We start from the raw sequence: 25187 nt of genomic DNA, 5'->3' as shown, positions 1-25187 counted from the left end.
GCCCCGGCTACTCCGGCCGGCCGCCGCCGAGGGCCGGGCGCAGCGCGGCGACGGCGTCCGCGATCCGGGTGGGGCCGTTGAGCAGGTCCAGCGTGCGGCGGCGGACGTCGCGGGCGTCGAGCAGCGCCACGATGACCGCCGCCACGTCGTCGCGGGTGACCACGTCGTGCCCGATCGGCGGCTCGGCGAGCGTCACGAGGCCGGTGGGCGGGTCGTCGGTCAGGCGGCCGGGGCGCAGGATCAGCCACTCCAGGGCGTCGCGGCGCTTCAGGTCGTCCTCGGCCTCGCCCTTGGCCCTGAGGTAGGCCTCCCAGACCTCGCCGCGCCCCGGCGCGGACCGCTCCCCCGCGCCCATCGCGGAGATCTGCACGAAGCCGGGGACGCCCGCGCGCTCCGCCGCGTCCGCCGTCAGCACGGAGGCGGCCCGGTCGACGGTGTCCTTGCGCGCCACGCCGCTGCCAGGCCCCGCCCCGGCGGCGAACACGACGGCGTCCGCCCCGGTCAGGTGGTCGGCGACCTCGCCGAGACCGGCCGACTCCAGGTCGCACACGACCGGCCCGGCGCCGGTGTCCCGGACGTCGCCGGCATGGCCGGGGTTGCGGATGATGCTCAGCACGGTGTCCCCCCGTGCGGCCAGCAGCCGGGACAGCCGCAGCGCGATCTGCCCGTGCCCGCCCGCGATCACGATGTTCATGCCGTGATCGTAGGACGCCGGAGACCCGGCCGCGCGGGGGCGCGACCGGGTCCGCGGTTCGGGGGACCGGTTCAGCGGCGGCGGGGCCGGGGCCGCTTGATCTTGGTTCCGGACTTGGCGCCGGAGCCGGCGTTGATCGCGTTGACCGCCTTCTGCATCAGCTGCTCGTCCATCACGTTGATGAAGTCGCCGTGGTCGGTCAGCGGGTCATGGCCCGACTCGGGGAAGCTGTCCAGCGCGAACACCAGCGGCTTGGCGGGCACGTTGTAGGCCAGCGTCATCCGCAGCTGCGGCACCGCCTTCGTGCCCTGCGGGCACTGCCCGGTCGCCTTGTCGGCGAACTTGATGTGGTCGCGGTGGTTGGCGCTGTCGGTGTTCTGCCCGTCCCAGCAGCTCGGGAAGTTCAGCACGCGCTCCACCTGGCTGCCCTGGGGGCAGAGCGGGTACTTGTCGGTGAACGCCTGCTTCTCGAAGCCGCTGCACGTCCAGCTCGCGTTGGCGTTCGCCGGGCCGTTCGTCACGGCCTTCGCGTCACCGGCGACGACCCGGATGAACCGCGGCATCGCCGTCACCTTGCTGCGCGGGTTGCCCATGAACTGCAGCTTCACGCTCGACGGGGTGACGATGCTGCCGACGTTGCCGTCCTTCGTGCTCTGCTCCGCCCGCTCCGAGTCGTCCTGGCCGTTGCGGAGGCGGATCACCGGCCAGAAGTAGGCCGACTTGTCGCCGTTGGTGCAGGTCGTCCCGGCCGCCGCGAAGGTCTCATCGGTCGAGAACGCGTTGGTGTCGAGGTTCCCGACGTAGTCGTGGATGTGGTGCGCGCCGTTCACGACGCCGGGCGCGGCGAGGACGTTGTCGGGGTTGCTGTGCGCCTGCCCCTCGTTCACACCGCAGCTGGACGCGAACACGCCGGTGGACCCTCCGCGGCTGGGGGCCGCCTGCTGGACGCGCGGCGCCTTGCGGATGTCGACGTACTGGTCCGCGCGCAGCTCGGGTATCTCCACCTCGCCCTGGTCGCCCTGGCCGTTGCCCTGCCCGCCGTTCTGCCCGTTGCCCTGGTCGCCCTGGTCGCCCTGGTCGCCCTGCCCGTTGCCCTGGTCGCCCTGCCCGTTCCCCTGGTCACCGTTCTGGCCGTCGCCCTGCTGACCGCCGTTCTGCTGACCGCCGTTCTGCTGGCCACCGTTCTGCTGGCCGCCGTCGCCGATCGGGCCGCCGTCGCCCATTCCGCCCTGCTGACCACCGTTCTGCTGACCGCCGTCCTGCGGGGCGCCGGTCTGCTGGCCGCCCTGAGGTGGGGCCGTGGGGTCGCCCTGGCCGCCCTGGAGGTACGGAGTGCCGGTGCCGCCGTCGGTCGGCTGGGCCGGGTAGGCGGCCGGGTTCGCCGACTGGGTGGTCGCGGGAGTGTACGGCTGGGCCGCGGCTCCGGGCGTCTCCTGGCACGCCGTCGCGACAAGGGCGAGCGCCGGGATCAACGCGGCGAATGCTTTTTTCTTGCTTCCCATGGAAAGTGCTCCCTTTGCGGGGGTGGGATGTGGATGTCAGTGCAGCGCGCGCCTGGGGACCAGGCCCGTGCCCTCCAGCAGAGAAATGTGCGTGTTGACGATTTTCAGGGCGCGTTCGGAGAACTCGCGGATCAAGGTGTTATTGGTCTGCGCACGAACCTTGGAGATGAGCTGGGACACCTTCCGGTCCGCGGCGTGGAGCCGCTGCACGAACGTCTTGTCGTAGTCGGCACCGAACTTGCCCGACAATTCCCTCAGCCAGTTCCTCTGCGTGCCGTCGGGCTCGTTGGGAATCAGCACACCGAGTTGCTCCGCCACATAGCGGACATCAGGGTCCGTACTCTGCAAGTGCTGCGTCGAGATGGTCTCCCCGACCTTCTGCACCCGGGCGGACTCGGAATGCTGCTGAGCCTGCTGACCCGTGGGCATCTCCCACAGGGCGGTCTTTCTGACCTCGACGAGCAGCCCCCTGTCCGGCGCGCTCAGCGGTCCCCACTTGGTGTTCACGGTGCCACCGGTATTCGCCACACCGCTGGCGGGGGCTCTGATCGGATTCATGATGGCCACAAGGGCGGCCGTTATGGCGACCGCGGTCGCCAGAATCATGAGCGCGCGCCCCCGGCCAAGGCGCGAGAGCCATCGCACTTCAGTCATTCCGTAGGAATTCTTCATGGCTCTTCCTCCGCCTCCTCAGTGCAAAGCGCGCCTGGGAACCAGGCCCGTGCTCTCCAGCAGCGAGATGTGGGTGTTGACGAATTTCATCCCGGCTTCGATGAAGGGGCGCATCTTCGTGTTCTCGGTCTGCGCGCGGGCCTTGGCGAGAAGCTGGAATACCTGCCCGTGGGCAGCGCGGAGCCGCAGCACGAAGGTCTTGTCGTAGTCGGCGCCGTACTTGGCCGACATTTCTCTCAGGTAGCTCTTCTGCGCCCCGTTGGGTTCGACGGGAAGGAGCACGCCGAGCTCCTCCGCGACGTCCCTGGTGGCAACGTCCAGCTGTATGTGCTGGCTCGAGATGATCCCGGCGACCTCCCGCACCCGCGGGGAGGACGCACGCTGCTGAGCCTGCTGGCCCGCGGGCATCTCCCACAGATTGGCCTGCCTGACCTTGACGAGAACCGTCCTGTCCTGGCTGCTCAGCGGTCCCCACTTGGTGTTCACGGTGCCGCCGAGGTTCGCCGCGCCGCTGGCGGGGAGGCCGACCGGATTCATGACGACCCCGACGGCGGCCGCCACGGCGCCGCCGGCCCCCACGAGCAGGAACCCCCGCCTCTGGAGAAGGCGCGGCCTGCGCGTTTCATCCATTCCGTAGGAGCTTTTCACAATTCCTCCTCCGTCTCTCGTGGTCTCCGTCGCCCACAGCACGGAGTCCATAGGAAATACGCACCGCGTCGACGACGGGTTCAACAGTGTCCACTTGAATTCGTTTTCCCGCACGGCCGCAATTCACCGCCTCAACGGTGCTCCCGGGACGCCGTCGACGATGCGCAGCGCCAATGCCGGGCACATCGCGACCGCCTTCTGGACGTCCTTCTCCATCCACGACGGAATGTCGGTGCCGAGCACCACGGGGAAGCCGTACCGGTCGAGCTGGATCAGCTCGGGGACGAGATAGGCGCACAGGCCGTGCCCGTCGCACCGGCTCCAGTCGATCGCCACCCGCCCCTCCGTGCCGTCGGGCACCGGGAGCGGCAGCACGCCGTAGGTCGACATGCCGCAGCCGGCGCCCCACCGGTGCGCGTCGATGTCGGGGCCGAACGCCTCCATCGCGGACAGGACGAACCTGGCCGTCCCGTCCGGGTGGGTGCAGGCGCCGCGGCCCCGGCCGACGCCGGCGGCACGGCGGACGTCCTCCACCGTCCCGGCGCCCTCGGTCAGCGCGTTCAGCGACCGGACGACGTCGGGCAGCCCGAGCCGGCACGGCCCGCACTGCCCGGCGGACTGCGCGGCCAGGTAGGAGGCGATCCGGGTGACCTCGCCGAGCGGGCAGGTGCCCTGGGTGAGCGGCAGGATGATCCCCGCGCCCACCGTCGCGCCGACCCGCCGCATCCCGGCGCGCGACAGCACCGCCCTCGACACGCCTGCCGGGTCGAGCCACATCCCGTGGTAGCCGCCGACGAGCACGCCCGGGGACGGCGGCACGTCGCAGTGGTCGAGGACGGCCTGCAGGGGCGTGCCCAGCGGCGCCTCGACGACCTGGGTCTTGCCGATGGTGAGCAGCGTGGTGCCCGGCTCGTCCTCCGTCCCGGCCGAGGCGTAGAGGTCGGAGCCGAGCGAGACCAGCACGGCGAGCTGCGCGAACGTCTCGGTGTTGGACAGCAGCGTCGGGTAGCCGTCCACCCCGGCGTCGGACGCGCGGACCTTGACGCCCGGCGGGATCGGCGTCTCCCCGTTGATGGCGCGGATCACCGCGCCGCTCTCCCCGGAGATGAACCGCTCGGTCAGCCGCACGACCCGGGCCGGCATCCGCCGCTCGCTGATCGCGGCGCGGACCGACCGGGCCGCCTCGTCGCTCTCGACGGCCAGCACGATCCGCTGGGTGCCGAGCGCGTTCGCGGCGATCTGGGCGCCGTCGAGCACCAGGTGCGGGGCCCGGCCGAGCAGGACCTTGTCCTTGGAGCTGCCGGGCTCGCCCTCGGCGCCGTTCACCACGACGACGACGTCCTCGCTGGACCCGCGCTCGCCGCCCTTCTCCCCGGGCAGCAGCGCGGTCTGGTCCGCGGTCGGGTAGTTGACCCGCGCGGCGACCGCCATCAGCTTGCGGGCGAACGGGAAGCCCGCACCGCCGCGCCCCCTCAGGTCGATCTGCTCCGCCATGCGGACCAGGTCGTCCAGCGCCGGCGCGCGGAGCTTGCCGTGCACCGCGAGGTGCCGGTCGAGGTCCAGCCGGTCGAACCGGTCGAACCCGAGCGTCAGCCGGGGGCCGCCGATGTTGGAGACGGTGACGGTCGAGGTCATCGGATGACCTCGGTGTCACCGCCCTGCCCGGTCACGGGCATGCCGCGCAGATCGGAGACGGTCCGGCGGGGGTCGTCGTAGCCGCGGGAGCCGAAGTCCCTGTCGTCGAAGTTCCGGTTCCCGAAGTCGCGGGCGTCGCCGAAATCGCGCGAGTCGTCCAGACCGCGCGGGTCGTCGAACACGCCGCGGGGGTCGTCTCCCGCCCTGGCCCGCGCCATCGCGGCGACGCGTCCCTCCTCGTGCTCCCGCTCCGCCATGGCGCGCCGGTCCCGGCGGCGTCCGGCGCCGTCGGGCACCGAGAACGGGTCGATCTCGTCGCCGGCGCGGGACAGCTCCCGCGGCTTGAACACCACGACCATGCGGGTGACCAGGGCGAGCACGACGAGTACGACGCTCATCACGTAGCTGAGCACCACCCAGTTCGCCGCGGGCCGCCCCGTGATCAGGCCGTGCACGATCGCCATCGGCCAGGCCGCGTAGACGAGCGCGTGCATCGACCGCCACACCCAGGCTTTGCCGCGGGACACGAACCGCGCTCGCACCGCACCGGTGATCAAGGTGAGGAACATCAGCCAGGCGGCGACCGTGCCCAGTCCGACCGCCCCCCGCGGGACGACGATCTGGATCGGCGCGGCGATGCCGTTCATCACCTTCACCGAGATGTGCGCGACCAGCATCGCCGTTCCCATGGTCGCGGCCGCGCGGTGTACGGCCTGTGCCAGCACCCGGTGCCGGATCTCCAGGATCAGCCTGTCGGTGGCCAGCACTCCGACCATCACCGCGGTGGTGTAGGACACGAGCGCGAAGACGCCCGCGTAGAAGTTGAGGAAGTACTGCACGTTCGCGACCGCGACGGCACCCTGCGGGGTCGCCGCGCCGACGAGCACCAGGACCGCGCCGGCGAGCACCAGCCGAAGCGCCCAGCTGGGCACCACGGGATCATCACTGTTGCGAATTCGCACCGCTCGGACTCCTCTTCTATGTTGCGGCCGGCGCCGGGGCGGCGGCCGGTCCGGCGCCGTCCTCCGGCGTGGCGCGGGGGGACGGCGATGACGACGGCGGGTCGTCCGCCGCGGGGACCGGGCCGAGGTTGGCCAGCAGGGCCCCGGGAAGCACCTGGAGAACGCCGCGTTCGGCGAAGCCGAGGAGCGGCTTCGCGCGCTCCCGAAACGTCCAGCCGCCGATCACGGCGCCGTCGAGCGCGATCGGCGCGGCGCCGCGGCGCAGCCCGAACGCGACCTCGGCGCGGGGTGCGGGAGCGCCGCCGCAGGGCCGGGAGGTGCCGGTGCGCCCGAGGACGTCGCCCTGCTCGACGACGCTGCCGTCGCGCAGCTGGGTCACGTTCCGCATGCCGTAGTAGGTGGTCGCGAGGCCGCTCGGGTGGATCAGCATGACGAGCGCGCCGGCCTGGCTGGAGCAGAACCGGTAGAGGCGCCCGAGGCCGGACGCGACGACGCGGCCGTCGCCGCCGGAGAACGCCAGCGACGCCAGCGGACGCGCGGACGGGGAGTCGTCGGAGGTCGTCAGCGACCATGCCTGGCCGATCTTCCACGGCAGCATCAGCTTGTCGCCGGTCCGCGTCCCGTTGACGAGGGCGGTGGCCTGCGCCGCGGTCAGCGCCCCGTACTTGCGCAGGAGGCGCGCCTCCGACGCCGACATCATGTTCGCGGGGAGCGTCCCGAGCATGGCGGCGAACGCCCTCCCGCCCGAGAGGCCGACCTGCCACTCCTTGCCCGTCCAATGGGCGGTGTAGAACGCGATCTCGGGGTTGGCGGAGCTGGCGGCGGGGACGGGGATCGCGGTGGTGCCGAACACCCACGTCCGGTCGGCGCTCGTGCGGGTGGCGTCCACGAAAGGGTTCCGCGTCAGCGCGGCCCCGTAGGCCTGCCTGGCGGCCGTTCCGCGCTGCGCCAGGGTCAGTTTCCGGACCTGGGCGGCGAGCACCGCGAGGTCGGGACCGGCCGGGGCCGTGGCGGTGCCGCCGCCACCGGGCTGCTGCGACGGCTGCTGCGGCCGCGCGGACGTGCCGGTGCCGGGCTTCGGCGGCTGGATCGCGCGCTGCGAGCCGACGGGACCGGACGAGCCGCCGATGGGGCCGCCGTCCAGCAGCGCCCGCTCGACGATGCCGAGCAGGGACAGGCCGACGGCGGTGGACAGCACGATCGCGCCGATGCCCATCCGGTCGGTGCGCCGCCGCCCGCGGCGCGGCGTGGCCTTCGGGCCCGGGCGCGGCGGCGTCTGGCGGCCCCGGGGCTCCGGGCGTCCCTGCGGCCGGCGCTCGGGCCCCCGCTCCGAACGGCCGCGTTCCCGGCGGCGCGACCGTCCGCCGGGCGGCGGGAAGTCGCGGGAGCGGTCCCTGCCGGAGCGTCCTCCAGCCGCACCGTAACCCTCGGCGCGCGCGTCGAACCGCTCCGCCCGGCCCCCCGGACGCTCGTTGCGCAGGTCGAACTGCCGCGTGCGCGCATCGGGACGCTCGCTGCCCGGGCCGGAAGGCCGCGCGCGACCGCCCGGCCGCTCCTCACGGGCATCGAACTGCCGTGTGCGGGCGCCGGGCGGCTCGTTCCGCGTCCCGAACTGCGGCGTAGGCGGCTCGGAGCGCACGTCACGGGCGTCGAACTGCCGCGTGCGGGCGTCGGAAGGCTCGTTGCGCGTCCCGAACTGCGGCGTGCGCGTGTCGGTACGCTCGTCGCGCGCGTCGTAGGGCCGCGTGCGGGCGCCGGGACGCTCGTTGCGGGCCTTGAAGCCGCCGCCGCGGGGGTCGGAACGGTCCGTTCCCGCGTCAGAGCCTCCGTTGCGGGCACCGAAAACGTCGGAGCGCTGTGCGGGCGGCTCCGGCCGCCGCGCACGTGCCCGCGGCCGCTCGGCGCCCTCGCCGGAGCGGCGCGTGCGAGCCCTGCCCTCGCGCCGCTTCATCTCGCGCCGGGACGGTTCGCGCCGGGACGGCCGTCCCCGCTCGGACCAGTCCGGCTGCTCCGACCACCAGGACCCTTCGGGCCACTGGGGCTCCTCGGACCAGAGCCCGCGCTTGGGCTCGGATCGCGAGCTGGGGCGCCCAGGCGTTTCCGCCCACGGTGCAGCATGCGTTTGGCTCCGGGACGCATGCCCGTAATCGCGTCGCGCCATGCCCTCTCCTGTGGAGGAGACGGAGGGCTCGGCGAACGCCGGTAGGCTCCGCGCCGCCGGGCCTGTCGCCCGGCGGCGGTCCCGCTGAGACATGTCGGGACCGCGATGTAGGAGCCCGCTCGCTCCCACCACGATCCCTGAACGGATTCTCGCGAATCCGCTCGATCACTCCGGGAGCATACGCCCCAAGAGCCACTCGGATGCTAGTCGGTTCCAGAAAAAAACCTGCGGCCCCTCCCCCGCGGAGGTTCCGCTCTCCAGAGGAGTACGCGCGAAATCCGAAACATGTTCACGCATCCGGACGACGGATTCCGAGCCCGTGACCAGGCGCGCCGCGCGCCACAGGCCGTCCGCCGCGAACTCGCGCATGGTGTCCGGGTCCCCGCATGCATGGCTTGCCGGTTTTCCTGGGCGAACGTGGAGGGCGGCTTAGCGACGGCTGATCCGCTCCTTAAGCGCGCTTTAACGTGCTGCCGCCGGCGCCGTCCGGGCTCTAGCTTCGGGAATGTCAGCGACCGCGGACGCAAGCAGCAGCAGCAGGAGGTGGCCCCAATGACACGATCACCGCGACACGGGATCAGCCCAGGGGCCGTTCACCCCTCCTGCGCGTCCGCGGCCGGGCACCGTCGCGGGGCCGGGCCCCACGGTGCCGGATGCCGGGGTCGTGCCCCGCGCTCCCGTCCACGCGGACTCGATCCGGGCCTGCGGGCCGTCCCAAGCGGCGCGCCCATCTCCAGGTTCTCCCCCACAGGGGCGCCGGGCCGGCCGGCAGCGGATCAAAACAACCCCACCTCGGCAGGGGCGTCCGCGTGGAACTGGTCTCCGGGGGCGGGGCACGAGCCCATGGCGTTGTTCCGGGCTCGGGCGTTCAGGGCGCCCGAGCCCGGAACAACGCGCCCGCCGGCGGAGCGGGCGCTCACCCGGCCGGTGTACCGGCTGATGTAGCCGGAACGGCCGGGCCGGTCCGTGCCGACCGGTCCCGGCCGCCTCTGGTCCCCGAGGCGAGGACCCGCCTACGGCGCGGGGGCGGGTCCTCGCCCCGGATCACTTCTCCGGCCTCCGGACCCGGGCGCGAGCAGGTCTCCCAGGCGGGCGGCCTGGACGTCCCAGCGCCATTCGCGTTCGATCCAGGCACGGCCCTTCTCACCCATGGCCCGGGCCCGTTCCGGGTCCGACAGCAGGCTCGTCACGGCTTCGGCGATCCTGGGGATCGAACGGCCCGGGACGACGGCGCCGGTCTCGCCGTCCAGGACGGCATCGGGTGCGCCGCCGGAGTCGCCGGCGACAACGGGCAGTCCCGTGGCCGACGCCTCCAGGTAGACGATGCCCAGACCCTCCACGTCCAGGCCGCGACGCCGGGTGCGGCACGGCATCGCGAAGACGTCGCCCGCGTCGAAATGCGCGGGCAGCTCCTCCCAGGGGACGCCGCCGGCGAAGACGACGGAGCGCTCCACGTCGAGGGAGACGGCGAGGCGTTCGAGGTCGCGCCGGTAGGGGCCGCCGCCGACGAGCAGCAGGGCGGCGTCCGGGATCGCCCTGAGGACGCGCGGCCATGCATGGATGAGGGCGTCCTGCCCCTTGCGCGGCACCAGGCGGGACACGCAGACCGCCACGGGACGGTCGGTCAGCCCGTGCCGGGCGCGGATGTCCGCGCCTCCGGCGCCCGCCCGGAAGAGCTGCTCGTCGACGCCGGGGGCCAGCCGGGCCAGCCGGGCCGCGGCGGCCGGCGACAGGGCCCTGGCCATCCGGGACCGCGTGTACTCGCCCAGGTAGGTCAGGACGTCCACGCCGTCCCCGATGCGGCCGAGCAGGCTCCGCGCCACCGGCAGCGCCGCCCAGCCCGCCTCGTGCCCGTGCGTGATCCCGACGAGCCGCCCCGCCCCGCGCCGCCGCAGCGCCGGGGCCAGCAGGCCGAGCGGCGCCGCCGCCCCGAACACGACCGAGTCGCAGCGCTCGCCGCGCAGCACGTCCGCCGCCCGGCGCAGCACGCCCGGCTCCGGCAGCATCAGCGTCCCCGGATGCCGGACGACCGGGAACGGCTGCGCCGCGTCGAACTCCGCCGCGCCCTTCCACGCGGGGGCGTACACGACGACCGAGCCGGGCGGGCGGCGCACGGCGAGGCCGTGCACGAACGCCTGGATGCCGCCCGGACGGGGCGGGAAGTCGTTGGTGACGAACAGCGTCGTGGTCATCGTCCGGCCAGCATACGAACCGCCCGGCGCGCGGAAGGGCCCGCCACCGGCGGTGCGGTGACGGGCCCTGCGGAACCGGTCGCGATCAGCGGCTGATCTCCTGCGACGTCTTGCCGCCCTCGATCTCCCGCTGCTCGCCGTGCTCGTGCTCGTGCTCCTCGACGGGGACGTCGTCGAAGGTCCACGCGCGGTTGAGCCGCGAGCGCAGGTGCCCGAGCGGGCCCTTGGTGCTGGGCGCCGGGATGCCCCTGGCGTCGCGGGCGGGCGCCTCCGGCCGGTTGTTCTCCTTGGACAGGATGACGACCTTCTCCTCCTCGCGCGCGGCCTCGTGCCGCTCGGAGAACGCGCCCTCCGGCGACATCATGATCACGCCGCTCTCCACGCCGTGCCCGATGACGGCGGCGTCCTTGCGCTGGAGGCCCAGGCAGATCCGCTTGGTGATGACGAACGCCAGGAAGGGGCCGACGAAGAACGTCACCCGGAAGAACCACGTCGTGGCGAACAGCGACACGTGGAACTTGTCGGCGAGGACGTCGTTCGCGCCGGCGAGCCACAGCAGGCCGTAGAAGGTGACCGCCGCCATGCCGGTCGCCGTGCGGACCGGGGCGTTGCGCGGCCGCGTGTTCACGTGGTGGTGCCGCTTGTCGCCGGTCACCCACTGCTCGATGAACGGCCAGGCCCCCGCGCCGCCGAACACGATGCCGAGCGGCACCAGCGCCGGGATCAGCACGTTCAGGCTGAGCGTGTGGCCCCAGGCGGTGATCTCCCAGTTCGGCATGATGCGCAGCGCGCCCTCCAGGACGCCCATGTACCAGTCGGGCTGGGAGCCCGAGGAGATCGCGCCGGGGTCGTACGGGCCGAACAGCCAGATCGGGTTGATCTGCGCGAACGCGCCCAGCAGCGCGACCACGCCGAACGTGAACATGAAGTACGCGCCCGTCTTCGCCATGAAGACCGGGTAGAACGGGTAGCCGTACACCTGGTGCTCGGTCTGGTTCTTGACCGGCATCGCGGTGTGCTTCTGCACCCACATGATCATCATGTGCGCGGTGACCATGCCGAGCAGCAGGCCGGGGATCAGCAGGATGTGCAGCATGTACAGGCGCGGCACGATGTCCTGGCCGGGGAACTCACCGCCGAACAGGAACATGTAGATGTAGGTCCCGACCAGCGGGATCGACTCCGCCACACCCTGCGTGATGCGCAGGCCGGTGCCGGACAGCAGGTCGTCCGGGAGCGAGTACCCGAACAGGCCCTCCAGCATGCCGAGCGTGAACATGCCGATGCCGATCAGCCAGTTCAGCTCGCGCGGCTTGCGGTAGGCGCCGGTGAAGAACACCCGCAGCATGTGCGCCAGGATCGAGGCCATGAACAGGACCGCGGCCCAGTGGTGGATCTGCCGCATGAGCAGCCCGCCGCGCACGTCGAAGCTGATGTGCAGCGTCGAGGCGTACGCCTCGGACATCCGCACGCCGTTCAGCTTCGTGTACGAGCCGTCGTACACGACCTCCTTCATGCTCGGCTGGAACCAGAGCGTCAGGAACGTCCCGGTCAGCAGCAGGATGATGAAGGAGTAGAGGGCGATCTCGCCCAGCATGAAGGACCAGTGGTCCGGAAAGACCTTCTTCATGTTCCGCTTGAAGAAGGTCGTCGAGCCGAGGCGGTCGTCGAGGAACGTCAGCGGGGCCTCGACCGCCTTCGGAGCTGTCGCCTCGCTCATCCGCGCTCCCAGAAGCTCGGGCCGATCGGTTCGTGGTAGTCGCTCGTCGCGATGAGGTACCCGTCCTCCACCGCCAGCGGCAGCTGCGGCAGCGGTCGCGCCGCCGGGCCGAAGATGACCTTCGCCGCGTCGGTGGCGTCGAAGGTGGACTGGTGGCACGGGCACAGGATGTGGTGCGTGGTCTGCTCGTAGAGGGCCGCGGGGCAGCCGACGTGCGTGCACACCTTGGAGTAGGCGACGATCCCGTTGACGTGCCAGTTCTCACGGCCCTTGGCGGGCTTGAACTGGTCCGCGGGGATGTTGATGAGGATCGTGACCGCCTTGGCGTTCTGCGTGAGCACCTGGTCCTCGGGGACCTCCTCCTCGATCCCCTCGGGCAGGACGGTGATCATCGAGCCCGGGGAGGAGAAGTCGCTGACCCGCAGCGGCCTGTTGGTGCCGTCCACCACCAGGCGGACGCCCTTCTTGCCCTCCGCCTGCGCCTTCTTGACGGCCTCGCCCCAGAAGGTGTGGCGGAGCCGCTTCTCGGGCAGCGGGCCGAGGTCGCGCAGCAGCACGAGCGGGGCCAGGCCGAGCGGCGCGGCCGCCAGCAGCAGCGTGCGGCGCAGCAGCGGCCGCTTGGTGATGCCGCTGTCGCCGGCGCCCTCCAGGAAGTCCTCGGTGAAGGCCGCCCGGGTCTCCTCGTCGGCGGCCAGCTCGTGCCGCTCCTGGACGATCGGCTTGCTGGTCATCAGCCGGCGCACCCAGATGGTGATGCCGACGGCCATCGCGAGGAACGACAGGGCCATCATGCCGCCGAGCCACAGGTTCGACTCGCGGGCCCGTGTGACGCCGTGCATGCCGCCGTCGCGGCCGCTCCAGCCGATGAAGTACGCGATGAACGTCACGCTCGCGGCGAACGCGAGCAGGAAGAACGTCGCGACGATCCGCTCGGCGCGCTTGGCCGACGCCTCGTCCAGCTGCTCCCCCACGCCCGCGGGCGCCGAGATGTCGTCCTCGGCGAGGAGCGCCTTCTCCCGCGCCGGGGACGGCGTGCCGATCACGCGTTCGCGGCGGGCCGCCCCGTCGCGCGGGCCGTTCTGGCCCGCCGTGTCCTTGTCGTCGTCGCTCATGACTTCTTCAGCTTCTTCGGCTTCTTCGCGGTGATCCACATGGCCGCCAGGACCAGCAGGCCGATGCCGATCAGCCAGCCGGCCAGGCCCTCGGTCACCGGGCCGATGCGGCCGAGGCCGTTACCGCCCGGGTTCGGCTCCTCGCGCGTCTGGACGAGGTAGGAGATGATCGCCTGCTTGTCCTGCGAGGTGAGCGTGGTGTCGTTGAACACCGGCATCGCCTGCGGACCCGTCAGCATGGCCTCGTACATCTGAGTGGGCGTGACGTCGCTGTTCGACAGCGGAGGCGCGTACTTGCCACCGGTCAGCGCGCCGCCCTGGCCGGTGAAGTTGTGGCACTGGGCGCAGTTGGTGCGGAACAGCTTCCCGCCGAGCGCGACGTTGCCCTTCTCCGGGTCCACGGCCGACGCCGGGGGGACCTCCGGCCCGCCGCCGAGCGAGGCGACGTAGGCGCGCAGGTCGGCCAGGTTCTTCTCGGCCTCCGCCTTCTGCTTCTCGGCCTCCGCCCGCTCCTTCGGGTCCTCGTAGTCGGTCTTGATCGAGGTGTCGAAGGCGGGGATCGGCGTCTTGCGCGGCACCTGGGCGCCAGGGTTCATCGCGGGCATGCGGCCCGTGCTGACCTGGAAGTCGACGGCCGCGGCGCCCACGCCGATCAGGCTGGGGGCGATCGAGTTGCCCTTGGCGTCCTTCGTGCCCTCGGCGTTCAGCCCGTGGCAGCTCGCGCAGTTCTTGTTGAACAGCTGCTGGCCGTTCTTCAGATCCTGCGCCGCCTGGGCGGCACTCTGCGCCTCGGCGCGGTCAGTCCGCGGCGAGAAGCCGGCGTAGATCACGCCGATCGCCGCCAGGGCCGCCAGCACGACGGCGTAGCCCGCCCACGGGCGCCGTCGCCATGCGGTGATCCTTTTCACGGAAATCCCCGTTCGGGTCATGTCGTCGGGTAGGTCGGGGTGAGGTCAGTGGTCGAGCAGGTAAACGACCGAGAACAGGCCGATCCACACCACATCGACGAAGTGCCAGTAGTACGAGACGACGATCGCGCTCGTCGCCTGCTCGTGCGTCCACCTCTTGGCGGCGTAGGTGCGTCCGAGAAGGAACAGGAACGCGATGAGGCCGCCGATGACGTGCAGGCCGTGGAAACCGGTGGCCAGGTAGAACACCGAGCCGTAGGCCGAGGACGAGAAGGTGAGCCCGTCCTTGGAGACCAGCTGCGAGTACTCGTAACCCTGGCCCGCGACGAAGTAGGCGCCCATGAGGAACGAGAGCACGTACCACTCGCGGAGACCCCAGCGCGCCACGTTCAGCAGGCCGCCGTCACGTCCGACCTTGCCCGCCTCGGCCTTGAACACGCCCATCTGGCAGGTCACCGAGGACAGCACCAGGACGGTCGTGTTGACCGCGGACAGCGGCAGGTCCAGCGGGGCGCCCGGCCACGCGTCGTGGCCGGACTGGCCGATCGTCACAGAGCGGATCGTGAAGAACATCGCGAACAGCGCCGCGAAGAACATCAGCTCGGACGACAGCCAAACGATCGTCCCCACGCTGACCAGATTGGGACGGTTCGCCCGTGCGTGAGGTGTTGTCTCTATCGCGGATGCTGTCACGGGCAGCATTATTGCGCCCCCATCCAGTGAGTGACGCATGACCCCCCTCCTAGGGTTCCCCGAGCGTGTCTCCGGCGCCCCGACCCGGTACTCTTCACGTCCATGAGCACCGCCCCGGAGAGCCCGATGAAGGTTCTCGTCTACAGCGACGACGCGAACACCCGCGCACAGATCCGGATGGCGATCGGCCGCCGCCCCGCAGCCGACCTCCCGAAGGTCGAGTTCGAGGAGTGCGCGACCCAGCCGGCGGTCGTGGCGCGGCTCGACCAGGGCGGCGTCGACGTCCTGATCGTGGACGCCGAGGCGCAGCCCGCGGGCGGTCTCGGCGTGTGCCGGCAGGCCAAGGACGAGGTGTACGACTGCCCGCCCGTCCTCGCCGTCATCGGCCGCCGCGACGACGGCTGGCTCGCCACCTGGTCGCGCGCCGACGCCGTCGTGAGCCTGCCCATCGACCCGATGGCGCTCGCCCAGGCGCTCGCCGGCCTCATGCGCCACCGCCTCCAGCACCGCCTCCCGGCCCTGTAGGCCCGCGCGACGCAGGCCCGCACGACCCGGCAGACCCGCACGACCCGGTAGGGGACATGGACGCGCGCACCAACTGGCCCGCACTGCTCAACGCCCTTGTGTCGGGCGACTCGCTGTCCCGCCAGGAGACCTCCTGGGCCATGAACCGCATCATGGCCGGGGAGGCCACGGACGTGCAGATCGCGGGCTTCGCGGTCGCGCTGCGCGCCAAGGGGGAGACGGTCGAGGAGGTCACCGGCCTCGCCGAGGGCATGATGGACAACGCCACGCCCATCGACGTGCCGGGGCCCATCGCCGACCTCGTCGGGACGGGCGGCGACCGCGCCCACACCGTCAACGTCTCCACGATGGCCGCGGTGGTCGCGGCCGCGTCGGGCGTCCGGGTCGTCAAGCACGGCAACCGCGCCGCGTCGTCCTCGTGCGGCGCCGCCGACCTGCTGGAGCACCTCGGCGTCGCCATCGACCTCCCCCCGGAGGCGACCGCGCGGGTCGCCGGGGAGATCGGCATCACCTTCTGCTTCGCGCCGCTCTACCACCCCGCGCTGAAGTACGCCTCGCGCACCCGCAGCGAGCTGGGCACGCCCACGGTGTTCAACTTCCTCGGCCCGCTGACGAATCCCGCCCGTCCCTCTTCCCAGGCGGTGGGCGTGTTCCACCCGCGGATGGCCGGCGTGATGGCGGGCGTGTTCGCCTCCCGGGGCTGCTCGTCACTGGTGTTCCGCGGCGACGACGGCCTGGACGAGCTCACCACCACCGGCACCTCGACGGTGTGGGTCGTCCGCGACGGCACGGCGACCGAGACGACCTTCGACCCGGCCGACCTCGGCATCCCGCCGGCGAAGCCGGAGGACCTGCGCGGCGCCGACGCCGAGTTCAACGGGCGCGTGGCGCGCGAGACGTTCGGCGGGCGGCAGGGCCCCGTCCGCGACATGGTGCTGCTGAACGCCGCCGCGCTCATCGCCGCCTACGAGGGCGCGCCGCCCCCGGCCGAGCTCACCCGGACCCTGGCGGACGCCTACGAGCGCGCCGCGGTCGCCGTCGACTCCGGCGCCGCGAGCACCCTCCTCGACCGCTGGGTCGAGACCACCCGGCGCCTGCGCGCGTAAACAGGGCCCGACCGCGCGGCCCGGCACGACCGCGCCGCCCGGCGCGATCGGAGCGGTCAGACCCTCTGGGCGCCGGCGGAGAGGCGCTGGGCCATGTAGATCGGGATGATCGACAGCACGATCAGGGCCGCGGCCAAGACGTTGACGACCGGGGCCTGGTTCGGGCGGAACAGGTTGTTGAAGATCCAGATCGGCAGCGTCTCCGCGCCCGGGCCGGCCGTGAACGTCGTCACGATGATCTCGTCGAAGGACAGCGCGAACGACAGCAGCCCGCCGGCGAGCAGCGCCGAGCGGAGCGCCGGGAACGTCACGTACCAGAACGTCTGGAACGTGTCCGCCCCGAGGTCGGCCGACGCCTCCTCCAGGCTGGAGCCCGTCCGCCGGAGCCTGGCGAGGACGTTGTTGAAGATGGTGACGACGCAGAACGTCGCATGCCCGACGATGACGGTGAACAGGCCGAGCCCGATCCCGAGCGGCTTCAGCACGACCTGGAAGGCGTTGCTGAGCGCGATGCCGGTGACGATGCCCGGCAGAGCGATCGGCAGCACGACGACCAGCGAGACGGTCTCCCGCCCGAAGAACCGGTACCGCGCCACCGCGAACGCCGCCATCGTGCCGAGCACGAGGGCGGCGGCCGTCGCGCCGAGCCCGGCCTTGACGCTGGTGAGGACGGCCTGCCGGGCGCCCTCGTTCTCCAGCGCCTGCGACCACCACCGCCCGGTGAACCCGGACGGCGGCCACCCGAACGTCTTGTCCGCGTTGACCGAGTTGATCAGCACGACGAGGAGCGGGACGTAGATGACGGCGAGACCGAAGGCCATGAGGACGCGCAGCGCGATCCGCGCGGCCGGCGAGAGGGTCATCACAGCTCCCTGAGGGCGCCGGTGCGGCGGGCCGCGGCGAGATAGCCGAGCATGACCACCACCGGGATCGTGGCGACCGCCGCCGCGAACGGCAGGTTGTTGGCGGCGCCGATGTTGTCGTAGACGACGTTGCCGAGCAGTTGGCTCCGGCCGCCGACGATCTTCACGGTGATGTAGTCGCCGAGCGACAGCGAGAACGTGAAGATCGACCCGGCCACCAGGGACGGGAACACCAGCGGCAGCATCACGGTGCGGAACGTGCGCAGCGGCCGGGCGCCGAGGTCGCCGGACGCGTCCAGCAGCGAGTCCGGGAGCCGCTCCAGGCCCGTGTAGACGGGCAGGATCATGTAGGGCAGCCAGAGGTAGGACAGGACCAGCACGGTCGCCGTCAGCCCGTAGCCCGGGCCGGACAGGCCGAACGGCTTGAGCACCTCGTCGACCAGGCCGCCCTGCGACAGCATCACGCGCCACGCGTACGCCTTGACGAGGTAGGCGGCCCACAGCGGCGCCAGGATCGCGATCATCAGGTACGGCCGGTACTTCGGCTTGGCGACCTTGGCCATGTACAGCGCCATCGGGAACCCGATCGCGGTGTCGATGACGGTGACGGCCACCGCGACGCCGAGGCTGCGCAGCGCCACCGTCCGGTAGACCGGCTCGTCCAGCAGCGTCTGGAAGTTGGAGAGGGTGAACTGCCGGACGACCTCGCCGGTGAAGACGTCGGTCGACCAGAACGCGGTCAGGAAGATCGCGGCGAGCGCCCCGAGGTAGACGACGACCAGCCAGGCGAGCGGCGCCGACAGCAGCAGCGAGAGCCGCAGCCGCGGCCGGCGGTGCAGCAGGGCCGCCGCCCGGCGCCGGGGACCCGGCGCCGGGCGGACGTCCGTCCCGCCCGCCTTGGCGGTGACGGTCATCCCTTGATCGTGGTCCACGCCTGGGTCCACTTGGAGTAGTCGACGCACTTGACGTTCGTGCGCCCGTCGAGGCACTGCGCGATCGGCGTCGTCCAGAAGTGCACCTTGGAGAAGTAGTTCTCGTCGGTGGCGTGGAAGGTGTCGCAGAACTTCTTGTCCGAGGTCTCCGCGCACGCCTTGGCGTTGGCCGGGGCCTCACCGAACCACTCGGCGACCTGTGCGTTCGTCTTCGGGGAGACGATCCAGTCCAACCACTTGTAGGCGCAGTTGGGGTGCTTGGACTTGGCGCCGACCATCCAGGTGTCGGACCAGCCGGTGGAGCCCTCCTTGGGCAGCGTCACGTTGACCGGCGCCTTCTCGGCCTGGGCGAGGTTGGCGATGACCTGCCACGTCGTCCCGAGGACGGAGTCGCCGCTCTTGAACGCCTGCACCTCCTTGGTGTAGTCCGACCAGTACTCGCCGATGAGCCCCTTCTGGGTCTTCAGCAGCCCGACGGCCGCGTCGAACTGCTTCTGGTCGAGCGCGTACGGGTTCTTGATGCCGAGTTCGGGCTTGGCCGACATCAGGTAGAGGGCGGCGTCGGCGATGTAGATCGGCGAGTCGTACGCGGTGACCTTCCCCTTGTACGGGGAGTTCGGGTCGAACACCGCGCCCCACGAGTCGGGGGCGGTCTTCACCTTGTCGGTGCGCCACATCAGCAGGTTCGCGCCGCGGCCGTGCGGGATGCCGTAGGAGACGTTGTTCACCGAGTTCCAAGGCTTCATCTTCAGGCCGGGGAACACGTCGGCGTAGTTCGGGACGAGCTTGGTGTTGACCGGCGCGACCGTCCCGGAGGCGATCAGCCGCAGCGACGCGTCACCGGAGGCGGAGACCGCGTCGTACTCGCCGGTCTTCATCAGCGTCACCATCTCGTCGGACGTCCCGGCGACCTTGGTGTTGACCTTGCAGCCGGTCTGCTTCTCGAACGGGGTGACCCAGTCGACCTTGGGGTCGTTGGAGCCGTCCTCGGCGTACCCGGCCCAGGCGACCAGGTTGACCTGGCCCTCGCCCTGCCCGACCGACTGCTGCATCGGAACCTTGGGGACCGTGAAGCCGCCCTGCCCGGCGGCGGTCGCCTTGTCGCCCGAGTCGCCGCCGCAGGCGGCGGCCGTCAGTCCGATCGCCAGCGTCGCCGTCGCGGCGAGCGCCATGCGCGTGGACCACATGGGGAACTCCTTATTTTTCGGGGGTTTCGGAGATTCTTGCGGGGTTGGTTCAGGAAGCGGGCGCCGGCGCGGGGCCGGTGCCCGAGACATGGAACTCGTGTGCTTCGTGCCAGCTGATCCGGACGCGCGCGCCGCGGTGGCCCATCACGTCCATGGAGGAGGTGCGCAGGTTCTGCTGCAGCGCCACGACCCGGTCCCCCGACTCCAGATCGATGACGAACCGGGTCACCGCGCCCGCGTAGACGACCTCGGCGACCGTCCCGCGCGCCTGCCGGTCTCCCGTGCCCGGCCCGCCCGCCGTGTCCGCGCCGTCCCCCGTGTCGACGTGGATCTTCTCCGGCCGGACGCAGACGTCGCCGATCCGGTTGGAGGTCCCCACGAAGCCCGCCACGAACTCGGTCGCGGGACGCTCGTACACCTCGGCGGGCGTGCCGACCTGCTGGACCCGGCCGCGGTCGAGCACGGCGACGCGGTCACTGAGGGTCAGCGCCTCCTCCTGGTCGTGGGTGACGAACACGAACGTGATGCCGGCCCGCCGCTGGATGCTCTTCAGCTCGACCTGCATCTCCTCGCGCAGCTTCAGGTCGAGCGCACCGAGCGGCTCGTCCAGCAGCAGCACCTTCGGCTCGTTCACCAGGGCGCGCGCGAGCGCGACCCGCTGGCGCTGGCCGCCCGACAGCTCGCCGGGACGGCGCGACCCGAGGCCGTCGAGCCGGACGCTGTGCAGCGCCTCCAGCGCCCGCTCACGGCGCTTGGCCTTCGGCACCCGCCGCACCCTCAGGCCGTACTCCACGTTGCGGAGCACGTCCATGTGCGGGAAGAGCGCGTAGTCCTGGAAGACGGTGTTGACGTCGCGGTCGAACGGGGCGAGCCCCGTCACGTCCCTGCCGCCGAGCTCGACCGTCCCGGAGGTGGGCCGCTCGAAGCCCGCGATGAGCCGCAGCACGGTCGTCTTCCCGGACCCGGACGGGCCGAGCATCGAGAAGAACTCGCCGTCCCCGATGTCGAGGTCGACGCCCGCCACCGCCTCGACGGTGCCGAAGGTCTTGCGCAGATCGCGGATCCTCACCGCTGAAGCCGGCATGACACGAAAACATATGGAGTCATAGGTTTCAGTTCAAGTGATGTTCCGGTATCACTGTGTCAATACCGGGAGGGGGCCCATGGAAAGCGCGCACCGCGTCGTGTTCGCTCCGGTCGACAACACCGCGCGGGTGCACGCGGTCGTCCGGCGGCTCAGCGACGCGATCGCGCTCGGTCTCCTCGGCGACGGCGAGCATTTGCCGAGCGAGACCGACCTGGCGGGACATCTCGGTGTATCAACGGTCACACTACGCGAAGCGCTGATGGCCTTGCGTCAGCAGGGCCTCATCGAGACCCGCCGCGGACGCGGCGGCGGCAGCTTCGTCAGGGCTCCTGCCAGGCAGTTCGACCTCGACGAGCGGCTGCGTTCGCTCAGCGCTGAAGAGCTCCGCGACCTCGGCGACCACTACGCCGCCATCGCCGGCGCCGCCGCGCGGCTCGCCGCGGCGCGGTCGCTGCCCGGCGACGTCCGGCGGCTGCACCGGTCCCTGGAGGAGATGGCGGGGACGGAGCCGGGCGACGGCATGTGCCGGCTGGACGGCCGGCTCCACCTGGAGGTCGCCGCCGCGTCCCAGTCCGGGCGGCTCACCAGGGAGGAGATCCGGCTGCAGGCCGAGATCGGGCCGCTCATCTGGGCCGTGCACGACCTGCCCGACCGGCGCGGCCGCGTCGACGCCGAGCACGCCGGGATCGTGGACGCGATCGAGGGCGCCGACGACGCCCGAGCTCGCGATGTGGCCGAAAGTCACGTCCTGAATGCGGTAGAACGTCTGATTGAGCGACGGCTCGCACTCTGAGACCCCGAGGGGGACCCATGTCCACCGATCCCCCGGCCGTCGGCGCGGCGGCCGCACACGTCCGCGCCACCCTGGACGGCGTCTTCACGACCGTGGCCCAGGTGCGCGACGCGACGGCCCGGTGCCTGGAGGACGTCCGGCGCACCGGCCGCGCCCCCGTCCGCGCCGACCTCGAACGGCTGCGCCCGCTGCTGTTCGCGCGCCTCGGCCCGCTCATCTGCGGCCTCGGGTTCATCGCCGCGCCCGGGCTGCTCGCCGACGCCGCCTGGTACCTGGAGTGGTGGCAGACCGGCCCGGCCGGCCGCCCGGCCCAGCTGCTGCGCGACCTGAACCCCGAGAGCAGCGCCCTGTACGACTACACGCGCTGGGAGTGGTTCACCGGCCCGGAGGGCGGCGCGGAGAAGACCGTCTGCGGCCCGTACGTCGACTACCTGTGCAGCGACGAGTACGTCCTCACACTGTCGGTGCCGGTGCACGTCGCCGGGACGTTCGTCGGCGTCGCCGCCGCCGACGTGTTCGCCCGGACGTTCGAGAACGAGGTCGTCCCGGCGCTGCGGGAGATCCCCGCCCCCGCGTTCGTCGTCAACGCCCCCGGCCGCGTCATGGCCTCCAACAGCGCCAGCTGGCCCCCCGGCGCCGTCTACCGCGGCACCCCCGGCCACGCCGTCCGCCCCTGCGGAGACCTCTCCCTCTCCGTAGTCACAGCGGCGGGCTAGTCGGCATCAGGAAGACCCAGGGCGAAGGCTTGTTCCAGGTCGTGCTGGGAGTAGGTGCGGAACGCGATGTGGGTCTCGGTGCCGACGATGCCGGGGACCTTGTTGAGGCGGCCCGGGATGACGTCGTTCAGTTCCTCGTGGCGGCGCACCCGGACCATCGCCATGAGGTCGTGGTCGCCGGTGATGGAGTACACCTCGCTCACGCCGTCCAGCGCGGCGATCGTCTCGGCCACCTCGTGGATGCGCGCGACGTCGGCCTTGACGAACACGATCGCAGTGACCACTTCACCCTCCCCTGGGAATCGGACACTCCGACCCTACCGGGGCCCGCTCGCGTCACTCTGAGGGGACGACCCCCGGCCGCCGCGAGAACCGCTCAGCCGCGGCTCAGGGCCGCGAGGCGGCGGGCGGGGCCGGCGCGGCGGGCGAGGAGCGCGAACAGGACGCCGGCGACGAAGCCGTAGATGTGCGCGGTGTAGGCGACGTTGCTCTTCTCGTCGCCCAGCGACAGCCACTGCAGGACGAACCAGTACCCGAGCACCACCCACACCGGCAGCCGGATCACGATGACCGGCGGCACCCAGCTGACCACGCGGCCCCGCGGGTTGAGGATCACGTAGGCGCCCATCACCCCGGCGATCGCCCCTGACGCGCCGATGAGCGGGACGGTGGAGTCGGGCGACGTCCACGCGAACCCGTAGACGGCGACCAGGCCGAACACGAGATAGGCGAGCAGGTAGCGCCAGCGGCCGAGCCGGTCCTCCACGCCCATGCCGACGACGAACAGGAAGACCAGGTTGCCCAGCAGGTGCAGCGCGCCGGAGTGCAGGAACATCGAGGTGAACGCCGACGTCCAGGGGGCCTTGCCGTAGTTCGCGGGCCCGCAGTCGTGCACGACGTCGGCCGGCAGCGGCTGCCGGTCGCCGGTCGTCAGCTCCTTCGGCACCGCGCCGTACTCGAACGTGAACTCGGCGGCCTTGCACTCGCGGACCTTGCCCTCGCCGTACCAGGCGGCGAAGTTCGACATCGGGGTGAGCAGGAAGACCACCACGTTGACGGCGATCAGCAGGTAGGTCACCCAGGGGACGCGCCGCGCCGGCTGGCTGTCATAGAGAGGCAGGGCCACGTCGTCACCTTAGTGGGCGGCCGGGCCTGGAGTGGGACGGCTCCCGCCGCTCGAACGGCCTCTCGTAGGCCTTGTCGATCCACTCGCGGAGGCCCTCGGCGCCGTGCACGGGGCACGTCCACGGGCCGTCGACCTCGACCAGGCGGACGCCCGGCAGGTCGAGCCAGCGCAGCACGCACTCCATCTCCTCGGCGGTGGCGCCCGCCGAGGGGGGCGCGCCGAGCGCGACGCCGCCGGGCGCCTCGCCCGACGGCGGGAACACCGTCTCGGCCGTCGCGACCAGGGCGTCGACATAGGGCCGGGGGCGCGCGTTCGGCGGGACGGTCCCTGCGGCGGCGAGCCGGCCGTACCGCACCACCGACAGCTCCCACCCGCCGTCGAACGCGGGCCGGGCCGCCACCAGCTCGGGCAGCCGCGCCAGCGCGGCGAGCCGCTGCCCGCGCGCGGCGGCGCGGACGAACGCGGCGAGCCGGTCGCGCTGGGCGGCCGCCTCCTCGTAGCGCAGCTCGGACGCCAGCCGGTCGATGCGCACCTGCGCGGCGGCCACCACGGGACGGACGTCGCCCTCCATGATCGAGCGGGCCGTCCCGGCGTGCACGGCGTACGCGTCGGCGGACTCGCGGCCGTCGCAGGGCGCGCCGCAGCGGCCGATCTCGGCGAGCGCGCACGCGCGCGTCTTGCCGCGCTCGATCAGCCGGAGCGTCAGCCGCTGGGTGCACTGCCGCAGCGGGACGGCCTCGTGCAGCGCTGCGCGCGCCTCCTCGGCCTGCCGGCGCGACGAGATCGGCCCGAGGTAGCGGGCGCCGTCGGCGCGGCACTCCCGGACGATGGACAGCCGGGGGAACGGCTCCACCGTGAGCTTCAGCCAGATCGCCCGCTCGGGGAACTTGGAGCGGCGGTTGTAGCGCGGCTTGTGCTCGGCGATCAGCCGCAGTTCCCGGACCTCGGCCTCCAGCCCGGTGGCGCACACGATCGTCCGGACGTTCTCGGCGAGGCCGACCATCTCGCGGACCCGCCACCGCGTCTCGGAGCCGGTGAAGTAGCTGCGGACGCGCGAACGCAGGTCGCCGCTCTTGCCGACGTACAGCACCTCGCCTTCGTGGTCTTCGAACAGGTACACGCCCGGGGTGGACGGGACGTCGTCGGCGAGGTGGCGCTTGCGGCGCTGCTCGGGGGTGGGGGCCTTGGCGAAGCCGCGCATCTCCTCCAGCGAGGTGACGCCGAACGAGCCGATCCGCTCGATCAGGCCGTGCAGGACCTCGACGGTGGCGCGGGCGTCGGCGAGGGCCCGGTGCGTCGGCTCGTTGGACGTCCGGAAGAAGCGCGCCAGCGTGCCGAGCTTGCAGTTGGGCACCTCGTCACGGGACAGCACGCGCCGCGCCAGGTCCACGGTGTCGACGACGGGGAACGCGGGCCAGGCGTAGCCGTTCGCGGCGCACGCCGCCTTGAGGAAGCCGATGTCGAACGAGGCGTTGTGCGCCACCAGCACGCAGCCGCGGGCGAACTCCAGGAACGCCGGCAGCACCGACTCGATGCGCGGCGCGGCGGTCACCATCGCGGTGGTGATGCCGGTCAGCGCGGTGATGAACGGCGGGACGGGCCCGCCCGGATCGACCAGCGTGCCGAGCTCGCCGAGCTCCTCTCCCCCGCGCACCTTGACCGCCCCGATCTCGGTGATGGCCGAGTCGGCGGCCGAGCCGCCCGTCGTCTCCAGGTCGACCACCACGAAGGTGACCTCGCTGAGCGGGGTGCCGAGGTCGTCCAGGGTTCCCTGTACACCGGCCCCTTGGACACCGTGCGCAGCCGTCATGTGCGCGACCGTAGAGGACCCCACCGACAGAACCCCGGGCCGCTAGGGTTGGGGTGCGCCGGCACGTCCCGCCGGGCGGGGGCCACGGGGCGGCACGGGGGAACCCGGCGCGAACCGTCCGACCACGACGTTCGCCCTGGTTA

The 25187-nt window shown here is 71.9% G+C and carries 23 protein-coding genes; 4 read left to right on the top strand and 19 right to left on the bottom strand.

Annotated elements, in window-relative coordinates; translation table 11 throughout:
* Positions 1 to 7 precede the first annotated feature (7 nt).
* From ACQPXG_RS15945 to ctaE, 12 genes are all read right to left on the bottom strand, one after another.
* Positions 8 to 694, bottom strand: a complete 687-nt coding sequence (locus ACQPXG_RS15945) for an SDR family oxidoreductase (protein WP_433468462.1) — start codon at positions 692 to 694, stop codon at positions 8 to 10.
* Positions 695 to 765: 71 nt separating this feature from the next.
* A complete protein-coding gene (locus ACQPXG_RS15940) occupies positions 766 to 2196 on the bottom strand; it encodes a DUF1996 domain-containing protein (RefSeq protein WP_433468461.1) in 1431 nt (476 codons plus the stop codon).
* Positions 2197 to 2232: 36 nt separating this feature from the next.
* Complete coding sequence (locus ACQPXG_RS15935) at positions 2233 to 2868, bottom strand: DUF4142 domain-containing protein (RefSeq protein WP_433468460.1); 636 nt, start codon at positions 2866 to 2868, stop codon at positions 2233 to 2235.
* Positions 2869 to 2886: 18 nt separating this feature from the next.
* Entirely contained in the window at positions 2887 to 3567 is a 681-nt protein-coding gene (locus ACQPXG_RS15930) for a DUF4142 domain-containing protein (RefSeq protein WP_433468459.1), read from the bottom strand.
* 72 nt (positions 3568 to 3639) lie between these two features.
* The gene (locus ACQPXG_RS15925; RefSeq protein ID WP_433468458.1) at positions 3640 to 5151 is read right to left on the bottom strand and encodes a ferredoxin; all 1512 of its coding nucleotides are present in this window, start codon (positions 5149 to 5151) and stop codon (positions 3640 to 3642) included.
* Complete coding sequence (locus tag ACQPXG_RS15920; protein WP_433468457.1) at positions 5148 to 6083, bottom strand: hypothetical protein; 936 nt, start codon at positions 6081 to 6083, stop codon at positions 5148 to 5150. Before ACQPXG_RS15920 ends, ACQPXG_RS15925 begins: the two co-directional genes overlap by 4 nt.
* Before the next feature lie 46 nt (positions 6084 to 6129).
* Positions 6130 to 8274, bottom strand: a complete 2145-nt coding sequence (locus ACQPXG_RS15915; RefSeq protein ID WP_433468456.1) for a hypothetical protein — start codon at positions 8272 to 8274, stop codon at positions 6130 to 6132.
* Between the two features lie 1013 nt (positions 8275 to 9287).
* A complete protein-coding gene (locus ACQPXG_RS15910; protein WP_433468455.1) occupies positions 9288 to 10466 on the bottom strand; it encodes a glycosyltransferase family 4 protein in 1179 nt (392 codons plus the stop codon).
* Between the two features lie 85 nt (positions 10467 to 10551).
* Positions 10552 to 12186: a cytochrome bc1 complex cytochrome b subunit gene (gene qcrB / locus ACQPXG_RS15905; protein ID WP_433468454.1), complete on the bottom strand. Its 1635-nt coding sequence runs from the start codon at positions 12184 to 12186 to the stop codon at positions 10552 to 10554.
* Positions 12183 to 13298: a cytochrome bc1 complex Rieske iron-sulfur subunit gene (gene qcrA, locus ACQPXG_RS15900; protein WP_433468453.1), complete on the bottom strand. Its 1116-nt coding sequence runs from the start codon at positions 13296 to 13298 to the stop codon at positions 12183 to 12185. The genes qcrB and qcrA overlap by 4 nt, the downstream gene beginning before the upstream one ends.
* Positions 13295 to 14206: a cytochrome bc1 complex diheme cytochrome c subunit gene (gene qcrC / locus ACQPXG_RS15895; protein ID WP_433468452.1), complete on the bottom strand. Its 912-nt coding sequence runs from the start codon at positions 14204 to 14206 to the stop codon at positions 13295 to 13297. Before qcrC ends, qcrA begins: the two co-directional genes overlap by 4 nt.
* Positions 14207 to 14251: 45 nt before the next feature.
* Positions 14252 to 14908 carry an aa3-type cytochrome oxidase subunit III gene (gene ctaE / locus ACQPXG_RS15890; protein WP_433469975.1) on the bottom strand — a complete coding sequence of 219 codons (657 nt, stop codon included), beginning with the start codon at positions 14906 to 14908 and terminating at the stop codon, positions 14252 to 14254.
* A gap of 93 nt (positions 14909 to 15001) precedes the next feature.
* On the opposite strand from ctaE, the gene ACQPXG_RS15885 reads away from it, so the two are divergent.
* Both ACQPXG_RS15885 and trpD read left to right on the top strand, forming a co-directional pair.
* A complete protein-coding gene (locus tag ACQPXG_RS15885; protein WP_433468451.1) occupies positions 15002 to 15424 on the top strand; it encodes a hypothetical protein in 423 nt (140 codons plus the stop codon).
* Between the two features lie 56 nt (positions 15425 to 15480).
* Positions 15481 to 16530, top strand: a complete 1050-nt coding sequence (gene trpD, locus ACQPXG_RS15880) for an anthranilate phosphoribosyltransferase (protein ID WP_433468450.1) — start codon at positions 15481 to 15483, stop codon at positions 16528 to 16530.
* Between the two features lie 56 nt (positions 16531 to 16586).
* Here trpD and ACQPXG_RS15875 read toward each other — a convergent pair whose 3' ends face one another.
* From ACQPXG_RS15875 to ACQPXG_RS15860, 4 genes are read right to left on the bottom strand one after another with little or no spacing between them, the layout of a single operon-like run.
* Entirely contained in the window at positions 16587 to 17393 is an 807-nt protein-coding gene (locus ACQPXG_RS15875; RefSeq protein ID WP_433468449.1) for an ABC transporter permease, read from the bottom strand.
* Positions 17393 to 18307 (bottom strand): ABC transporter permease, encoded by a 915-nt coding sequence (locus tag ACQPXG_RS15870; RefSeq protein ID WP_433468448.1) that lies wholly within the window; start codon positions 18305 to 18307, stop codon positions 17393 to 17395. Before ACQPXG_RS15870 ends, ACQPXG_RS15875 begins: the two co-directional genes overlap by 1 nt.
* Complete coding sequence (locus tag ACQPXG_RS15865; RefSeq protein ID WP_433468447.1) at positions 18304 to 19512, bottom strand: ABC transporter substrate-binding protein; 1209 nt, start codon at positions 19510 to 19512, stop codon at positions 18304 to 18306. Before ACQPXG_RS15865 ends, ACQPXG_RS15870 begins: the two co-directional genes overlap by 4 nt.
* A gap of 49 nt (positions 19513 to 19561) precedes the next feature.
* Complete coding sequence (locus ACQPXG_RS15860) at positions 19562 to 20596, bottom strand: ABC transporter ATP-binding protein (protein WP_433468446.1); 1035 nt, start codon at positions 20594 to 20596, stop codon at positions 19562 to 19564.
* 79 nt (positions 20597 to 20675) lie between these two features.
* On the opposite strand from ACQPXG_RS15860, the gene ACQPXG_RS15855 reads away from it, so the two are divergent.
* Together ACQPXG_RS15855 and ACQPXG_RS15850 are read left to right on the top strand one after the other, a co-directional pair.
* A complete protein-coding gene (locus ACQPXG_RS15855; protein WP_433468445.1) occupies positions 20676 to 21392 on the top strand; it encodes a FadR/GntR family transcriptional regulator in 717 nt (238 codons plus the stop codon).
* 17 nt (positions 21393 to 21409) lie between these two features.
* Positions 21410 to 22108: a cache domain-containing protein gene (locus tag ACQPXG_RS15850; RefSeq protein WP_433468444.1), complete on the top strand. Its 699-nt coding sequence runs from the start codon at positions 21410 to 21412 to the stop codon at positions 22106 to 22108.
* Here ACQPXG_RS15850 and ACQPXG_RS15845 read toward each other — a convergent pair.
* From ACQPXG_RS15845 to ACQPXG_RS15835, 3 genes are all read right to left on the bottom strand, one after another.
* Positions 22105 to 22392 (bottom strand): Lrp/AsnC family transcriptional regulator, encoded by a 288-nt coding sequence (locus ACQPXG_RS15845; protein WP_132199018.1) that lies wholly within the window; start codon positions 22390 to 22392, stop codon positions 22105 to 22107. The genes ACQPXG_RS15850 and ACQPXG_RS15845 overlap by 4 nt on opposite strands.
* Positions 22393 to 22484: 92 nt before the next feature.
* Entirely contained in the window at positions 22485 to 23234 is a 750-nt protein-coding gene (locus ACQPXG_RS15840) for a rhomboid family intramembrane serine protease (RefSeq protein ID WP_433468443.1), read from the bottom strand.
* Positions 23235 to 23238: 4 nt separating this feature from the next.
* Positions 23239 to 25044 (bottom strand): DEDD exonuclease domain-containing protein, encoded by a 1806-nt coding sequence (locus ACQPXG_RS15835; protein WP_433468442.1) that lies wholly within the window; start codon positions 25042 to 25044, stop codon positions 23239 to 23241.
* Between the last annotated feature and the right edge of the window lie 143 nt (positions 25045 to 25187).

The sequence above is a fragment of the Spirillospora sp. CA-128828 genome, from assembly GCF_050945415.1.
In the GTDB taxonomy this organism is placed as follows: Bacteria; Actinomycetota; Actinomycetes; order Streptosporangiales; family Streptosporangiaceae; genus Spirillospora.
The sequence above is the reverse complement of the archived record's forward strand: the minus strand, read 5'-3'. Positions and strand labels throughout refer to the sequence as shown.

What these genes read in the sequence shown, in the direction of transcription:
- ACQPXG_RS15835 (WP_433468442.1), bottom strand. Translation starts at nt 25,044, where the DNA reads ATGACGGCTGCGCACGGTGTCCAAGGGGCCGGTGTACAGGGAACCCTG.
- ACQPXG_RS15945 (WP_433468462.1), bottom strand. Translation starts at nt 694, where the DNA reads ATGAACATCGTGATCGCGGGCGGGCACGGGCAGATCGCGCTGCGGCTG.
- qcrA (WP_433468453.1), bottom strand. Translation starts at nt 13,298, where the DNA reads ATGAGCGACGACGACAAGGACACGGCGGGCCAGAACGGCCCGCGCGAC.
- trpD (WP_433468450.1), top strand. Translation starts at nt 15,481, where the DNA reads ATGGACGCGCGCACCAACTGGCCCGCACTGCTCAACGCCCTTGTGTCG.
- ACQPXG_RS15870 (WP_433468448.1), bottom strand. Translation starts at nt 18,307, where the DNA reads ATGACCGTCACCGCCAAGGCGGGCGGGACGGACGTCCGCCCGGCGCCG.
- ACQPXG_RS15935 (WP_433468460.1), bottom strand. Translation starts at nt 2,868, where the DNA reads ATGAAGAATTCCTACGGAATGACTGAAGTGCGATGGCTCTCGCGCCTT.
- ACQPXG_RS15910 (WP_433468455.1), bottom strand. Translation starts at nt 10,466, where the DNA reads ATGACCACGACGCTGTTCGTCACCAACGACTTCCCGCCCCGTCCGGGC.
- ACQPXG_RS15855 (WP_433468445.1), top strand. Translation starts at nt 20,676, where the DNA reads ATGGAAAGCGCGCACCGCGTCGTGTTCGCTCCGGTCGACAACACCGCG.
- ACQPXG_RS15860 (WP_433468446.1), bottom strand. Translation starts at nt 20,596, where the DNA reads ATGCCGGCTTCAGCGGTGAGGATCCGCGATCTGCGCAAGACCTTCGGC.
- ACQPXG_RS15875 (WP_433468449.1), bottom strand. Translation starts at nt 17,393, where the DNA reads ATGACCCTCTCGCCGGCCGCGCGGATCGCGCTGCGCGTCCTCATGGCC.
- ACQPXG_RS15915 (WP_433468456.1), bottom strand. Translation starts at nt 8,274, where the DNA reads ATGGCGCGACGCGATTACGGGCATGCGTCCCGGAGCCAAACGCATGCT.
- qcrB (WP_433468454.1), bottom strand. Translation starts at nt 12,186, where the DNA reads ATGAGCGAGGCGACAGCTCCGAAGGCGGTCGAGGCCCCGCTGACGTTC.
- ctaE (WP_433469975.1), bottom strand. Translation starts at nt 14,908, where the DNA reads ATGCTGCCCGTGACAGCATCCGCGATAGAGACAACACCTCACGCACGG.
- ACQPXG_RS15930 (WP_433468459.1), bottom strand. Translation starts at nt 3,567, where the DNA reads ATGGACTCCGTGCTGTGGGCGACGGAGACCACGAGAGACGGAGGAGGA.
- ACQPXG_RS15940 (WP_433468461.1), bottom strand. Translation starts at nt 2,196, where the DNA reads ATGGGAAGCAAGAAAAAAGCATTCGCCGCGTTGATCCCGGCGCTCGCC.
- ACQPXG_RS15850 (WP_433468444.1), top strand. Translation starts at nt 21,410, where the DNA reads ATGTCCACCGATCCCCCGGCCGTCGGCGCGGCGGCCGCACACGTCCGC.
- ACQPXG_RS15925 (WP_433468458.1), bottom strand. Translation starts at nt 5,151, where the DNA reads ATGACCTCGACCGTCACCGTCTCCAACATCGGCGGCCCCCGGCTGACG.
- ACQPXG_RS15865 (WP_433468447.1), bottom strand. Translation starts at nt 19,512, where the DNA reads ATGTGGTCCACGCGCATGGCGCTCGCCGCGACGGCGACGCTGGCGATC.
- ACQPXG_RS15885 (WP_433468451.1), top strand. Translation starts at nt 15,002, where the DNA reads ATGAGCACCGCCCCGGAGAGCCCGATGAAGGTTCTCGTCTACAGCGAC.